The sequence below is a fragment of the Pollutimonas rozaliensis genome (assembly GCF_048751585.1).
Taxonomy (GTDB): domain Bacteria; phylum Pseudomonadota; class Gammaproteobacteria; order Burkholderiales; family Burkholderiaceae_B.
Genome location: NZ_JAZHOB010000004.1, coordinates 66,636 through 82,070 on the forward strand (window position 1 = coordinate 66,636; position 15,435 = coordinate 82,070).

A 15,435-nucleotide genomic window follows, 5' to 3' on the forward strand; every position below is an offset into this window, starting at 1 on the left:
ATCAGCGTCATGCGACACAGCAAGGGCAAGGAGAAAGCACGGTGTTGACCCACGAAGAAAATGAACTGCTGTGCCGAGTCGAAGGCGGCGCGGCAATGGGGCAGATAATGAGGCGCCATTGGCTACCAGCCTGTTTGGTGGAAGAGGTACCCGAGGCCGACGGCAATCCGGTACGAGTACGCATTCTGGGCGAGAATCTGGTTGCGTTCCGGAATAGCGATGGCCGTGTCGGGCTACTCGACGAGTTCTGCCCGCACCGGCGCGCCTCTCTGGTGTACGGCCGTAACGAGGAATGCGGACTACGGTGCCTCTATCATGGCTGGAAGATGGACGTGGACGGCAATGTGGTCGATATGCCGTCCGAGCCGGACGGCAGTGCGCTGGCGGAAAAGGTCAAACATAAATCCTACCCTGTGCGCGAAGCCAACGGATTGGTATGGGTATACATGGGGCCGCCTGACGCCATGCCCGAATTCGAACGTCCAGGTTTCGCCAATGGCTCAAAAGCCAAAGTAAGCATCGTCAAGGTGCATGTGGGATGCAATTGGGCACAGGTGCTGGAAGGGGCCATAGATTCAGCTCATAGTTCTAGCCTGCATTCCACCGATATCCGGCCGGCCCGCGTGGCAAACGCAGGAATGACCGAAGCATATATGACCCGTCCTTCAACGGATAAATCGCCACGCATTCAGGTCCAGCACACCGATTACGGGATGAGCTATGTTGCCATTCGGCGCCCAATTACTAACGCCGATACGCACAACTATTTACGGGTGACGAACTTCATCGCGCCCATCACCGTACAGATTCCGCCGAATAGCCAGTACAGCCTCATCCAGTATACGGTCCCGATCGATGACATCAATACCTTCCTGTATTTCATCGCCTGGAGCGACGATACGACGCCAGGCATTGGCATCGACCAGGAAAGCTGGCGCAAGTTCTGCGGAGCTCAGGTGGGCATAGACCTGGATGAAAAGTTTCACCGTATACGCTCACGCGACAACGATTATCTTCAGGATCGCAAGGCGATGAAGCTAGGCGACTTCACCGGTCTTCGCGGCATACCCAATCAGGATATTGCAATGTGGGAAACCATGGGAAGGATCGCTAATCGATCCGACGACAGGCTAGGCGCGAGCGATATCGCGATCGTCGAATTCCGCCGCATCATGGTCGAAGCAGCACAAGGCATCCTGGAAGGCAAACCCGCAATCGGCACTATTGGCCGCAGCACCCCGTTCGCAGATATCCGTTCGTACGAAGGAGTTACCGAAAAGGAAACGGATTGGCGCACGCTGATCACGGGCTTGCCCCTCAATCGCAGCAAGGAAATCAAAAGCGCCACATAAGGCAAAGCCGGACTCGATGCAGACATGATCCATTCGCGTCGACCTTACTTTACAGAAACTTGCTTGTGCGTCGACCGACGCAGGAGAAAGCCGTGAAAAAATTGTCCATTACCCTCGCCTGTGGTGATTATGATCGCGTTCAAGCGATACGTGATGGTCGCGTCCTTATTGAAGGCTGCGACCTGAACTTCATGACCATGGGGCCTGAAGAACTTTTCTTCCGCGCATACCGGAACGAAGAGTTCGATGTCTGCGAACTGTCGCTCAGCTCATATATATTGAACCTTAGTCGTGGTGTAGAAATGCCGTACGTTGCGATACCGGTTTTCATTTCTCGCACCTTCCGCCATTCGGCAATTTATATACGCACAGATTGCGGCATCGACTCCCCGGAAGACCTTAAGGGGAAACGCGTAGGAGTCCCCGAATACCAAATTACCGCAGCCTTGTGGGCACGCGCACTCCTGTCCCAGGATTACGGCGTGGAGCCTTGGGATTTCGAATGGTTCCAAGGCGGACTCGAACAACCCGGCCGTGTGGAGAAGCTCGCACTCAATCTGCCGCCCACCATACAAGTCTCCTCCATTTCATCAGACGCAACCCTGGACTCCTGGCTGCGAGAGGGAAAACTTGATGCACTGATCGCAATGCGCCCTCCCCGCTGCTTCACTGAAGGCGTGCCCATGGTTAAAAGGCTATTTCCGGATTACCAAGCGGCCGAGGCCACGTATTTCGCGCGTACAGGGATATTTCCCATAATGCATGTCATCGGTATCCGGCGAGATTTGGTGCATGCCCACCCCTGGCTGGCGAGCTCCGTCTACACAGCATTCATCAAGGCAAAGGAAATAGCGGTAACGGCGCTGGAGAACATTGCTGCATTGCCTATTACCTTCCCCTGGCTGGGCCCCTGGATGGAGCAAACCCGATCCCAGATGGGAGCCGACTATTGGCCATACGGAGTGGCCGAGAACCAGAAGGCATTGAGCGCCGTGGTGCAGTATGCGCACAAGCATGGCACAGCAGAGCGGCTTCTCAAGATAGAAGAACTCTTCGCACCTGGAACACTTGAGCGCCATAAGGTCTAACGGGACAAACGCCTGTCGATAGCCTGGAACCCGTCCTGCCGGGCTTCAAACAGAGAAATCACCATGTCAGAAGCAAAACAAATCGCAAATATGTCGCTGCTTGTTACCGCCGCCAACAAGATTGCGAGCGATACCATGAGTTTTCAGTTGCAGCGGCCGGACGGCGGCGAGCTCCCCACCTTCTCTGCGGGCTCTCATATATTCGTGGAGACGCCGAATGAGTTGTTGCGTCAATACTCGCTATGCAACGCGCCTACCGAGCTTAATCGCTATGTCATAGCCGTAAAGCGAGATGCCGCTGGACGGGGGGGCTCGAAGAGTATGGTCGATAACCTGAAGGTAGGCGACACCTTGCTCGCATCCGAGCCGCGAAACGCTTTCCCGCTCGTTCAAGACGCCGCCCGATACCTGTTCATCGCCGGCGGTATTGGGATTACGCCGATACGCTCAATGCTGCTGGCCTTGTCTGCCGCAGGAAGCAAACCATTCAAGCTCTATTACTGCACGCGCTCCTCGCAAGAAACCGCATTCCTGGGAGATTGGGAAAAACCGGAGTTCAAAGGGAAGGTCGTCATTCACCACGACGAAGGTAAGCCCGATCGCCGCCTGGACTTGTGGCCCATGCTGGAAAAGCCGGACCGCACCCACTTATATTGCTGCGGGCCGAACCCGCTTATGCAAGCCGTGCGCGATATGGCAGGACATTGGCCTTCGTCAAGCGTGCACTTTGAAGATTTTGGTGCGCTCAAACCCAAACCTCGGCTTGATGACCGGGCATTCACCGTGCGCCTGGCAAAGTCAGGAACGAAACTTACCGTGCCGGCCCAGGAAACCCTGCTGCAGACCTTGCGCAATGCGGGAGTCCGCATCGCCAGCTCTTGCGAGAGCGGTAGCTGTGGATCTTGTCAGGTGGGCTTGCTGGAAGGCGAAGCCGATCACCGCGATTTCGTATTGTCTGAAAACGAGCAACGCGATCGGATCATAAGCTGCGTGTCCCGAGCATGCTCTCCAGAGCTTGTTCTGGATATTTGAAATCAAGAGCCCCCGAATTTCTTTCCACGCCAGACATCCAAATTCAATGGAGGACGACGCTTATAAAGTATTGGTAGCCCAGCAGTGAAAACATAAGAAACAACAAGCAGTAAATAACCGCCTTCTTTCGATAGAGCGGGCAATACCATCATCCCAAAGGAGAGAAAATGTTAACCCTTTCAAAGAATATCGCTGTAGGTCTGCTAAGCTTGGCCACGTTCGCCGGCTGTGCATATGCGGCCCCGGACTATCCCAATCGACCTGTTAAGGTTCTTGTGGGTTACGCACCGGGCGGAACCCCTGACATCATTGCCCGCACACTCGGCGAGAAGCTGGGCAGCCTGCTGGGTCAATCGTTCGTTATCGACAACCGCCCTGGCGCTGGCGGCACGCTTGCGACCAGGCAACTGGCGAACTCGTCCCCCGATGGATACACATTGCTGGTTGCGGATATAGGACAGCTGGCTATCGCGCCTTATCTGTTCAAATCGGTCGGCTACGATCCTGTGAAGGACTTTGCTCCCATCAGCCTGGCTGGGATCACGCCCATGTTCATCGCCGCAAATGCAAAGACGACCTCGATCAAGACAATCCAGGACCTAGTCTCCCAGGCCAAGAAAGAACCGGGCTCCATTAACTATGGATCGTCCGGCGTGGGAAGCATTCATCAGATCGCGATGGAAGTGTTCAAGTCCGAGGCAAATATCAATTTGACGCATATTCCGTACAAAGGATCCGGTCAATCCGTTCCGGCCCTTCTTGCCGGCCAAGTCCCTGTTCTGATGACTGCACTGCCCACCGTCGGCCCTTATGCGACGACAGGGCAAGTCAATCTATTGGCCGTTACATCAGCAAAGCGATTTCCAGGAACACCGAATGTGCCAGCCCTGTCCGAGCTATTTCCCGGATATGACTTCCCCTCCGAAGTGGGCGTACTGGCTCCGGCAGGCACCCCGCCGGAAATTCTGGACAAATTATCCAAGGCCATCTCAAAGGCCCTTGATACAAAGGAAATGCGCGATCGTTTTGAAATCCTAGGGTCGATTCCGGTCTGGAGCACGCCTGAAGAATATGCGAAAAATATCCGTGAAAACCTTAAGAAATATGAGGCATCGGTCAAGCTGTCTGGCGTCGACCCGAACTAACCAGCATTGCCGGCCCACTGCTGCAAGAGTATGGGCCGGAAGATCCAAAAATCCATATCAACATCTGACGGAGCAACGGCTTGAACATTCCTGCGGATCACGCACAAAAAACCTCTGTGGCAATTGTCGGCGGCGGACCCGTGGGTCTGCTGCTGGCAATGTTTCTCGACCGGCACGGAGTCAACTGCACAGTCTTCAATACGGAGTCATCGGCGCGGATGCACCCCAAGGGAAGCACTCATAACTCGCGCACCATGGAGCATTATCGCCGCCTAGGTTTCGCCAAACGCATACGGGAACTTGGGCTACCCCTAGATCACCCTACCGATGTTGCATACTTTACCCGCTTCAACGAATGGGAGCTGGCAAGGCTACCTATGCCTTCCGAAACAGAAAAACGTCTAAGCGTAGCCGCTTCGAATCCGCTGGATCAAGTTCCCGAACCGATACATCGAGCCAACCAGATGTACGTAGAACAAGTCCTTCTGGAGGAGGCAGCCAAAAGGCCTCGCATAACCCTGAAGTTCGGCATGAAAGTCATAGGGATGCAAGAAGAATGCGATGGAGTCCGCGTTAATGCAATCGACGTCTCCACAGAAGCTCAATCTACCTGGAAAGCATCCTACCTTGTCGGCTGCGACGGAGGACGCAGCTTTACGCGAGGCGTACTGGGAGTCTCCTATGAAGGCTTTGACAATCTGCGCCAGGCTTTCTTTGGGGGGCGTATGGTATCCACCTATTTGCGCGCGCCCACGCTCTACCGCGACCATCTGCACGGGAAGCGGGCCTGGCAATATTGGATTGTCAATCCAACACTGCGCACAGCCTTGGTTCCATTGAATGGCGACGATGAGTTCTTATTGTGGACCCGCGACGAAACGCCTGATTCGGCCATCGATGAAACCGCCATTGTCGCGATATTGCGGCAATGCACCGGGACCGATCTTCCCGTTCAAGTGCTTGCGCATGCGAAATGGACCGCTGGCGTCGCACTTGTCGCTGAAAAATTCGCGCAAGGCCGTATCCTATTGGCGGGCGATGCCGTGCATCTGTTCACGCCGACAGGCGGCTTCGGAATGAACACGGGCGCCGATGATGCAGCCAATCTTGCCTGGAAGCTTGCGGCAGCCGTTCAAGGATGGGGAGGCAAGAATTTGCTTGCCTCCTACGAGCTGGAGCGCAAGCCGATCGCACAGCGCAACACGGCGGCAGCACGCGAACTGGCAAGAAATGTCGGTTTGGTGCCGGTACCGCCGGAACTGGATCACGATAGTCCCGAAGGTGCGCATGCGCGAATTGAAACAGGAGCCTTCCTGTCCACCTTCGGCGAAGAATATGCCTCGCTGGGTGTGCAGCTAGGCGCGCGCTACGACAGCTCGCCCATCATTGTCCAAGACGGGCGCACACCCGATGACGACTTAGCCAATTATGTACCGACCAGCGTTCCAGGCGGCCGCGCCCCGCACTTTTGGCTGGATAGAGGCCGAGAAGAAGGGGGTTCGCTATACGACCACTTGGGAATAGGCTTTACGCTGCTTTGCCTGAACAACGTGGGGTCCGATGTGGATGCTTTGCAGCGGGCGGCAAAAGCACGCGGCATACCACTAAAAGTGCTGCATATCGACAATAGCCAAGCTCTGGAAATGTACGGTGTGGGTAAAGCGCTCATACGTCCCGATCAGCATATCTGCTGGCGCGGCGACACGGTGCCCGAAGACGCCGAGGCCTTGCTGGATACGGTAACTGGAGCAAGCTAGTGGACGCCGATTCTCCGTCGCATGCAGCTTCCACCAAGAAAATAGAAGAGCCCCGGCGAAAACTGAAGCTTGGCGTCGCAGGGATGGGCCGCGGCTTTCTTGTAATGCAGCCCACCTTGGCCTTGCATCCTGATATTAATGTAGTAGCGGGTATGGATCCGCGTGCCGAGGCTCGCCAACGCTTTGTACAGGATTTCGGTGCGCACTCATATGAGTCGTTTGAAGCGCTTTGCGCCGATGCCGATGTCGATGCTGTCTATATTGCCTCCCCGCACCAATTCCATCGGGAACAGGTTCAGATAGCGGCTCGATATGGCAGACACATGCTAGTCGAGAAACCGATGGCGTTGACCTTGGATGATTGCCGCGCCATGACCGACGCGGCAAACGCAGCTGGCGTATGCTTAATCGTCGGACATAGCCATGGTTTCGATACGCCCGTTAGCAGAACCCGGCAACTGATTCAAAGCGGTGCCTTCGGACGGTTGCGCATGATCTCGGCATTGAATTACACCGACTTTCTTTATCGTCCTCGCCGTCGCGAAGAACTGCAAACGCAGCTAGGCGGCGGAGTGATATTCAGCCAAGGATCGCATCAAATAGACGTAGTACGAACTATCGCCGGAGGACGGGCAGCAAGCGTCCGGGCCTATTCTGGAGTCTGGGATCCGCAGCGGGCGGCCGAATCAGCCTATTCAGCGCTGCTCACATTTGAAGATGGCGCCGCTGCATCTATGGTCTACAGCGGCAACGCCCATTTTGACAGCGATGAGTTTTGCGGCTGGGTCGGCGAGACGGGGAAGCGTAAAGATCAACGCAGCTACGGTGCCGCGAGACGACTATTGAATAGCATGGCTCCTGGCGAAGAAGATACTTTGAAGCGGGATCGGGGCTACGGTGGACCGAAGTACATAGAACCCAACTTCGCATCCTCCAGCAATACTCCAAAGGTGCACCATGAGCATTTCGGCCTTCTGATTGCCTCTTGCGACCGCGCCGACCTCCGTCCAGGGCCTCGCGGAATCGCAATATATGATGACGAAGGCGTACGCTTCGATCAACTTGAAGATCCGGCTGTGCCAAGACGCGAAGTCATCGACGAACTCTACGCTGCCGTTATCGAAGAAAAAAAACCCATACACTCTGGCGAATGGGGTACGGCCAACTTGGAAATTTGCTTGGCAATACTGCAATCCAGCCGTGAAAATCGAGAAATCCCACTTTTGTACCAGATCAATGCAACCTAAGCATAAGTGGTGGTATAACCGTTCGATCATCTCTAATCGAACAGCGCTTCCATGCCTAAATCAAAGTTTGAAGCTCAATATGGGTCATCTCACGCGGTGCTGCGTCATTGGCGTGAAGCCGTGCCTAACGACCGGCTTGCCCACCTAATCAAAGATGCCATGCGAGGAGTGTCGCGAGCCCTTCAGATGCGCCTCATGGAACACTCCGTATCGTTCGGCCATTGGACCTTCCTGCGTATACTTTGGGAAAACGATGGCTTGACGCAGCGTCAGTTAAGCGAAGAGGCCGGCTTGATGGATCCCACAACACATTCAGCTCTTCGCGCAATGGAGAAGCTGGGATATATTTCTCGACGCAAGCTTCCGACCAATAATAAAAACATCCATATTTATTTAACGCCCAAAGGGCGTGCCCTGAAAAAAGTCCTGGTTCCGATTGCAGAAGAAGTAAACAACATCGCGGTTAAAGGCGTGTCTGAGTCCGCCATCCAGACAACCCGTAAAACGCTGCTCGCTTTAATCGAAAATCTTGCTCAGGACGAACAGGAATCACTCCAGAATAAACGCCATCAACCCTCTACGCGAGATCTGTCCGACCTGATTAATACAGCGGGCGCCGCAGACGACTAACATTAAGATTTGAACCACGTCACAATCCAGGATTAGCGCAACATCGCCGATTCCCTTGATATCCGTCATGTTTTTCTAAGACGTACCCGAGTAGCATGCTCGGGTATACCCCTAGAACTCAATACTGCATTGAGGCCCAGACATGGCCAAGAAATTTCCACTGAATCCCAAGCATCCCGAGCGCGTCTGCTGGGGCTGCGATAAATACTGTCCCGCCGACTCCATGCTGTGCGGCAATGGTTCCAGCCGCAGCCAGCACCCATCGGAATCGATGGGCGAAGACTGGTACGAGTTCGGAGATTGGAGCCTGGACTTCGAACCGCCGCCAGGTCGGCCGGGCCAAAAAACAGCGTAACCAGAACAGGCTCAAATACGAACGACTAAATAATTATCTTTCCGTTACCTGTCGTTATAAGGGCGGGACAGCCAGCCCTGGGCCAGCCTGATCCAGTAGCTGGCACCCAGGGGGATCAATTCGTCATTGAAGTCGTAGGCGGCGTTATGCAGCATGCAGGGGCCTTCGCCATGGCCCGGAATACGATGGTCGCCATGCCCGTTGCCTATCCAGATATAGCAGCCTGGCCGCTCCTGGAGCATCAGGGCGAAATCCTCGCCCGCCATCGAAGGCTGCACATTGGCATCCACATTACCGGCCCCGACCAGATCTTCAAGGACCTGGGCGCTGAAGGCGGTTTCGTCGGGATGGTTGTAGGTGGGGGGATACTTCCGATCGAAAACGTATTCAGCCGTACAGCCGAATCCCTCGCTGATGCGCTGCGCCAGCTCGCCTATGCGCTTGTCGATCAAGTCCACCGTCTGGGCCGTAAAGGCGCGTACCGTGCCGCGCAACTGGGCGCTGTCCGGGATGGCATTGTCGGCCGAGCCGGCATGAATCTGAGTAATGCTGAGCACAGCCGGGTCGTAGGGATTGCGGTTGCGGGTCACAATGGTTTGCAGGGCCTGGGCCAGATGGGTGGCCGCCATGATGGGGTCGCAACCCAAATGAGGCATGGCCGCGTGCGCCCCCTTGCCGGCGATGGTTATCGTGAAGTAATTGCTGGACGCCATGATGGGGCCGGCGCAAACCCCGAACTTGCCCGCCTCCAGACCCGGCCAGTTATGCATGCCGAAAACGGCTTCGGCGGGAAACCGGTTGAACAGGCCGTCCTCGATCATTTTCTTGGCGCCAAGCTGGCCCTCTTCGGCCGGCTGGAATATGACATACACCGTGCCGTCGAAATCGCGATGCTGTGCAAGATAGCGCGATGCCGCCAGCAGCATGGCCGTGTGGCCGTCGTGGCCGCAGGCGTGCATTTTTCCGGGATGCTTGCTGGCATGCTCGAAAGTGTTCAGTTCCTGGATGGGCAAGGCATCCATGTCGGCGCGCAGGCCGATAGACCTTCCGTTGGACGTTTTGCCGTGGATAACACCCACCACCCCCGTAATGCCCAGGCCGCGATGCACCTGCACGCCCCATGATTCCAACTGCCTGGCCACAAGATCGGAGCTGCGGTTTTCCTGGTAGGCAAGCTCGGGGTGCGCATGGATGTCGCGGCGAATGGCAATGATCTCGTCCTGCCACTCAAGTATGGGTTCCACTAGTCTCATGATGGCTGGTTCCTGTTATGTGCAGCGATCGTGCGCCGTCAGACAGCTGAAGTCTTGAACAATAGTGCTAATAATAATACCGGCCAAGCGCTGTGCGCACCCCTAGCCTCCATGGCCATACGCCGTGCTATTCGCCATCCCGCAAGGTATGCAGGAAGGCGGCGATGTCCCGCGCGTCCTGTTCGCTGAGGCCCAAATCGGGCATGGCCGACAATGGGTCGACCTTCGCGGGGTCGCGAAGCCAGCGCACCATGTTGGTCGGGGTGTTGGGAAGCACGCCGGCAATGTACTGCCTGTCGGCGATCCCGGCCAGCGGCGGACCCACATGGCGATTTGCACCCACGATGCCGGGAATCACATGGCATGTGGCGCACAGATACTGCTGCAGCGCCTTTTGACCGGCTACGGCATCGCCCAGACGCGGCTCTTGCGACGCATCCGTCGATGCCTCGGCTTTTTGAGCGGGCATGGGCGCATGCCGGCTGTCCCAGCTTTTGTAGTCCGCCGGAGATAAAGCGGGCAAGATTTTCATGAAGGCCACGACGTCCCATATCTCTTGGTCGCTCATCCGGTATTGCCATGCCGGCATGCCGCTCATCTTGATGCCATTGCGGATTATCCAGTAGGTCTCGGCGGCCGACCATTGCCGGGCTGCCTCGACCAGCGATGCGGGCGCGGGGGTCAGGCCCAACGCGAAAGGCTGCGGCGCGACGCCGGGAGCGCCGTGGCACTGCACGCAATGCGCACGGAAATGCCTGAAGCCGTTGACCATGCGAGCCGGGTCTTCCAGGGCCGGCGCCTCCGTGCCTGAAGTCCGCAGCTTGACCGAGCGCCGCAATGACGTTTCGAGCAGATGGTAAACAAACGCCGTGTGCTGGCTCGTCGCGCTGACGTCATACAAACCGGTGTACACAACAGCGCCTCCCAGCAGTGCGGCGGTGGCCGCCGATATTGCGAGAGTGATGCCGGCAATGCGTTTCCATGTCGTCATCTTGATGCGTCCGTGGCGTCAATGCAGGGTAAGCAGATAGGCGGCGATGTCCTTCGCGTCCGCTACGCTCATCCCCATATCGGGCATGGCGGTACGCGGATCCACCGCCGGAGGATCGAGCAGCCATCGCACCAGGTTTTCGGGCGTATTTGGCAACACGCCGCCCACATAGGCGCGTAATGCCATGTCTTTCAACGGCGGACCAACCCTGGATACGGGCCCCTTGACTCCTTCTATGGTGTGACAGGCAACGCAGCCATAGTCGGCGATAAGCTGCCGGCCGCGCATCACGTCGGCGCCCAACTGGCTGGCTTGCCCCCGTGGCGATAGTGGCGGACGCTTCTCTCCACAGCCTGTCAGCAGCAAGAGGACAATCATCCCGAGCAACATCGCTGCTCGGCGGGCGATCGGACTGGGCATCTGCGCATTTCACTATTCATGGATCCAAGCCAACACAGCAACTACTTTGCCAGGGGCGGATTACAAGGTTCGACCACCTTACACCTGAGCGACGTCCGGAGTGCGTGTAAATTTTTCAAAACAAGCCCAAAACATACCGAGAGGCGGCATCAGGCCGGCCGCAGCGATGCCGTTCCATTGGACGGACGCAGCGGAGCGGGCTCGGTACGGCATGTGCTGTATGCAAAGCCAGCGCCGCGCCGGCACGCCGTAAGCCGCGCTTCTTCGATAACGCCAATAGCCCGCCTCCATGCTCCACTCGCGCCCGACCGTACTGCTCGCCCTATTGCCGATTCAGGTATCGGCCGGCATGCAATCGGTTCTCCACCCCAATGGAGAGGGCGCCGGCCGCATTGCGGAAATCAGTTGGGTAATGTTTATCGGGGCGGGGATCATCTTTCTTCTTGTCATGATCTTGCTGACGCTGGTGCTATACGGCACGCCGCGAGCCAAAAGGCGCCTGGGCAGGCGCTCGCTGGTCGTGGCGGCAGGCCTTGCTTTTCCAGTGGCCGTCCTGAGCGCATTGCTTGCCTACAATTTGAAGGCGGCTTCATCGCTGATTGGAGCCGACGAGCCACCCGCGGTCCGCATTGCGGTCATCGGCGAAATGTGGTGGTGGCGGGTCCAATACCTGGATGCCGACGGCCAGTTGCTCTTCGAGACGGCTAACGACATCCGCATTCCATACGGGCTGCCCGTGGAGTTTGTGCTTCGGTCGGATAATGTGATCCACAGCTTCTGGGTACCCAGGCTGGCGGGCAAGCTGGACATGATTCCTGGCCATGTCAACCGCCTGCGCGTCCAGGCCAGCGAAGCAGGCCTGTTCCGAGGGCAATGCGCGGAATATTGCGGAGCCCAGCATGCGAAGATGATGTTCGACGTGCAGGCGCTTTCTCCGGCCGGCTTCCAGCGATGGATGACGGCGCAGCGTCAACCGGCGCGGGAACCGGCCAGCGCCAGCCTGTACCCGGGCAGGCGGCTTTTCATGCAGGCTTGCGCGCAGTGCCACACCATCCGCGGCACCCGGGCGGCCGGCACGCTGGGTCCCGATCTTACGCATATCGGTAGCCGCCGCTCGGTCGCGGCGGGAGTACTGCCCAACAACATCGGCACATTGGCCGGCTGGATAGCCGACAGCCAGCACATCAAGCCGGGCAACCAGATGCCGTCCTTCAAGCATCTATCCGGCCAAGATCTGCGCGCCCTGGCGCAATACCTGGAAAGCCTTGAATGATGCCGGGAAAACCGATGACTGGAACCACCATGCCGCCCAACCCCCTGCCTAGACCGGAAGGGGAGCTGGAGCAAATGCGGCGCATCTGGCAACGTCCCAGGGGCTGGCGTGCCGTCACCGTCGTCAACAACAACCATGTCGGACTGCTTTATATCGGTACCGCCGTGCTCTTCTTCCTGCTCGCCGGCGTGCTGGCGCTGCTGATGCGCACTCAACTGGCTGTGCCCGACAATGATTTGATCGGGCACGACCTGTACAACCAGTTGTTCACCATGCACGGCACGGTGATGATGTTCCTGTTCGCCGTGCCGGCGGTCGAAGCGATGGCTGTCCTGCTGCTGCCGAATATGTTGGGCGCGCGCGATTTGCCCTTCCCCCGTCTATCCGCCTACGCCTACTGGGCCTATGCCGTGGGCGGCATCATATTCTTTTGCAGCATCTTCGCCGGGTTGGCGCCGGATGGCGGCTGGTTCATGTATCCGCCGCTTAGCAGCTCCACCTATTCGCCTGAACTCAATGCAGATCTTTGGCTGCTTGGCATCGGCTTCATCGAGATATCGGCGATCGCCGGCGCCATCGAGCTTGCCATCGGCATACTGCGTACGCGTGCGCCCGGCATGGCGCTGGATAAGATGCCCATTTTCGCGTGGGTAATGCTGGTGTTCTCCGGTATGGTGATCATCGCCTTCCCCGCTGTCATCGTCGGCACCGCGCTGCTGGAGCTGGAGCGAGCCTTCGACATGCCGTTCTTTATCGCCCAGAGAGGCGGCGATCCGCTATTGTGGCAGCACCTTTTCTGGTTCTTTGGCCACCCCGAGGTCTACATTATTTTTCTTCCGGCGGCCGGCATGGTATCGATGATCGTCCCGGCCATGAGCGGTACGCCGTTGATAGGCTATCGGCTCGTCGTGCTGGCGGTCGTCGCCACGGGTTTTCTGAGCTTCGGCCTGTGGGTACATCACATGTTCGCCACCGGCATCCCCCAGCTTTCGCTAAGCTTTGCATCGGCCGCCAGCATGGCGGTATCGGTCCCAACCGGCATACAGGTATTCGCCTGGATCGCCACCATTGCCGCCGCTGTGCGATTGCGCCCCTTCAAGCTGCCCATGCTGTTCATCCTGGGTTTCTTCTTCATTTTCGTGCTGGGCGGGCTTACCGGCGTCATGGTGGCGGTTATTCCCTTCGACCTGCAGGCGCATGACAGCTACTTCATCGTCGCCCATCTTCATTATGTGCTGTTCGGCGGCATGGTGTTTCCGCTATTCGCCGCCTTCTACTACTGGGCGCCATTTGTCAGCGCGCGCGCCCTTTCCGACAAGCTTGGCCGCTGGGCGTTCTGGCTGATGTTCATCGGCTTCAATGCCGGCTTCTTCCCCATGCATTTCACCGGCCTGGCCGGCATGCCGCGACGGGTCTATACCTATGCCGACAGCCAAGGCTGGGGGATTCTTAACATGATGTCCACCGTGGGAGCCTATATGATCGCTGCCGGAGTCCTGGCATTCCTGATAGACCTGGCGCGCAATTTTCGGCCGGTTAGCGAATCCAATGCCGGCAATATCTGGGGCGCCGGCACCTTGGAGTGGCTGCCTAGCGGTCCTTACGGTACACGCAGCATTCCATTCGTGACGAGCCGCGAACCACTGTGGGACCAGGCCGGGCTAGCCGAAGACGTGGACGCGGGACGCTACTATCTGCCAAACGCGCCGACCGGTCGGCGCTCGACGCTGGTGACCAGCCCCATCGAGGCCAGCCCCCAGTATGTGCTGGAACTTCCCGGTCCTGGATGGTCGCCTTTGCTTGCGGCGCTGGGCACCGCCGGCTTCTTCCTGCTGCTTACCTTCAAGCTTGAGATTCTTGCGGGGGCTTGCGGAATTCTGGCCGTGGCGATGATATGGCGCTGGCTGTGGGACGCGGACACTGGCCCCATCCATCCTCCCGTCGACATCGGCGGCGGCCTACGCCTGCCGGTCTCGTGCCGCGGCAGCGCTTCCCATTCCTGGTGGGCGATGATCATTCTGCTCATGGTCTGCGCGAGCATCTTCGGCTCGCTGCTGTTCGCCTACCTGTTCCTGTGGCTCACGTCTCCAGAGGTCTGGCCGCCTGTGGCGAAGCTTCCGTCCTTGGCCGCGCCACTGATATCGGCCTGCCTGCTGCTTGCCAGCAGTGCATTGCTGCCATGGTGCAGCCGCGCCCTGGCGCGGGACAAGCAGGGACTGTTGGGATGGGCGTTACCATCCGCCATGCTGATGATCACGGCGGCGATAATCCTGGAGGCTTGCGGCCAATGGCAGACCGGCCTGCGGCCGCAAGATAGCGGCTATGCCGCCGCCGTCTATGCCATGATCGGCCTTCAAGGCGTGTTCGTGGCTGCGCTATGCTTGATGGGTGTTTTTACAGTGGCCCGATCCATGGCTGGAAGACTGGCGGCCGACCGACGCGCCTGCTTCGACAGCACGATGATCTTCTGGCATTACACGGTGGCTCAAGGCCTGCTTGGCCTTGGCGCGCTCCATGGTTTCCCGCGCATTCTGGGGTAAACGCCATGACAGGAAACTTCTCGCGCACATTCTTGTTCATGCTTGCCGGCCCGCTTATCTGGGCTGTGCATTTCTTGTTCATCTATGCCGTCAACGGCGTGAACTGTGCACGGCCGGCGCTGCGGGGCACAGGGATGGATGCGCAGGCGCCGCTGTGGATCATCGTCGCGGCCAGCCTGCTGGCGCTGCTTGCAATGGCCGCCATATTTCTACGCCAGTATTCGCGCAGGCCGCGAAGCGCCGACAATGGGTTCATCCTGTGGCTGGCCGGCGCGCTAAGCCTGCTATCGGCCGTCGCAATCATCTGGGAGACGATGCCCGTGCTGCTGGTGCCGGCTTGCGCTTAGAAAAG

The 15,435-nt window shown here is 57.9% G+C and carries 14 protein-coding genes; 11 read left to right on the top strand and 3 right to left on the bottom strand.

The annotated features are described in order from the left end of the window. Positions 1-41 precede the first annotated feature (41 nt). The 8 genes from V0R37_RS08480 (at position 42) to V0R37_RS08515 (ending at position 8,606) form a co-directional block, all read left to right on the top strand. Positions 42-1,352, top strand: a complete 1,311-nt coding sequence (locus V0R37_RS08480; RefSeq protein ID WP_420374114.1) for a Rieske 2Fe-2S domain-containing protein — start codon at positions 42-44, stop codon at positions 1,350-1,352. Between the two features lie 92 nt (positions 1,353-1,444). Beyond that, positions 1,445-2,440 (top strand): ABC transporter substrate-binding protein, encoded by a 996-nt coding sequence (locus V0R37_RS08485; protein ID WP_420374115.1) that lies wholly within the window; start codon positions 1,445-1,447, stop codon positions 2,438-2,440. Positions 2,441-2,503: 63 nt separating this feature from the next. Beyond that, positions 2,504-3,472 (top strand): PDR/VanB family oxidoreductase, encoded by a 969-nt coding sequence (locus tag V0R37_RS08490; protein ID WP_420374116.1) that lies wholly within the window; start codon positions 2,504-2,506, stop codon positions 3,470-3,472. 167 nt (positions 3,473-3,639) lie between these two features. Further along, positions 3,640-4,617: a Bug family tripartite tricarboxylate transporter substrate binding protein gene (locus tag V0R37_RS08495; RefSeq protein ID WP_420374117.1), complete on the top strand. Its 978-nt coding sequence runs from the start codon at positions 3,640-3,642 to the stop codon at positions 4,615-4,617. An 80-nt stretch (positions 4,618-4,697) separates the two neighbouring features. Beyond that, positions 4,698-6,374, top strand: coding sequence for an FAD-dependent monooxygenase (locus V0R37_RS08500; protein ID WP_420374118.1), 1,677 nt, complete (start codon positions 4,698-4,700; stop codon positions 6,372-6,374). Beyond that, entirely contained in the window at positions 6,374-7,621 is a 1,248-nt protein-coding gene (locus V0R37_RS08505) for a Gfo/Idh/MocA family oxidoreductase (protein ID WP_420374119.1), read from the top strand. Before V0R37_RS08500 ends, V0R37_RS08505 begins: the two co-directional genes overlap by 1 nt. A gap of 51 nt (positions 7,622-7,672) precedes the next feature. Then, entirely contained in the window at positions 7,673-8,251 is a 579-nt protein-coding gene (locus tag V0R37_RS08510; protein ID WP_420374120.1) for a MarR family winged helix-turn-helix transcriptional regulator, read from the top strand. A gap of 142 nt (positions 8,252-8,393) precedes the next feature. Beyond that, the gene (locus V0R37_RS08515) at positions 8,394-8,606 is read left to right on the top strand and encodes a DUF3079 domain-containing protein (RefSeq protein ID WP_420374121.1); all 213 of its coding nucleotides are present in this window, start codon (positions 8,394-8,396) and stop codon (positions 8,604-8,606) included. A gap of 44 nt (positions 8,607-8,650) precedes the next feature. On the opposite strand, the gene V0R37_RS08520 is transcribed toward V0R37_RS08515, so the two are convergent. The 3 genes from V0R37_RS08520 to V0R37_RS08530 all read right to left on the bottom strand — a co-directional run bounded on the left by V0R37_RS08520 (position 8,651) and on the right by V0R37_RS08530 (position 11,270). Then, the gene (locus V0R37_RS08520; RefSeq protein ID WP_420374122.1) at positions 8,651-9,859 is read right to left on the bottom strand and encodes a M20 aminoacylase family protein; all 1,209 of its coding nucleotides are present in this window, start codon (positions 9,857-9,859) and stop codon (positions 8,651-8,653) included. Positions 9,860-9,986: 127 nt separating this feature from the next. Next, the gene (locus V0R37_RS08525) at positions 9,987-10,850 is read right to left on the bottom strand and encodes a c-type cytochrome (RefSeq protein WP_420374123.1); all 864 of its coding nucleotides are present in this window, start codon (positions 10,848-10,850) and stop codon (positions 9,987-9,989) included. A gap of 18 nt (positions 10,851-10,868) precedes the next feature. Continuing rightward, positions 10,869-11,270: a c-type cytochrome gene (locus tag V0R37_RS08530; RefSeq protein ID WP_420374124.1), complete on the bottom strand. Its 402-nt coding sequence runs from the start codon at positions 11,268-11,270 to the stop codon at positions 10,869-10,871. Between the two features lie 349 nt (positions 11,271-11,619). Here V0R37_RS08530 and V0R37_RS08535 point away from each other — a divergent pair, with 349 nt between their 5' ends. The 3 genes from V0R37_RS08535 to V0R37_RS08545 are packed head-to-tail and all read left to right on the top strand — an operon-like array spanning position 11,620 to position 15,430. Continuing rightward, the gene (locus V0R37_RS08535) at positions 11,620-12,543 is read left to right on the top strand and encodes a cytochrome c oxidase subunit II (protein WP_420374125.1); all 924 of its coding nucleotides are present in this window, start codon (positions 11,620-11,622) and stop codon (positions 12,541-12,543) included. Positions 12,544-12,557: 14 nt separating this feature from the next. Then, a complete protein-coding gene (locus tag V0R37_RS08540; RefSeq protein ID WP_420374126.1) occupies positions 12,558-15,083 on the top strand; it encodes a cbb3-type cytochrome c oxidase subunit I in 2,526 nt (841 codons plus the stop codon). A gap of 5 nt (positions 15,084-15,088) precedes the next feature. Continuing rightward, entirely contained in the window at positions 15,089-15,430 is a 342-nt protein-coding gene (locus V0R37_RS08545) for a hypothetical protein (RefSeq protein ID WP_420374127.1), read from the top strand. Positions 15,431-15,435 lie beyond the last annotated feature (5 nt).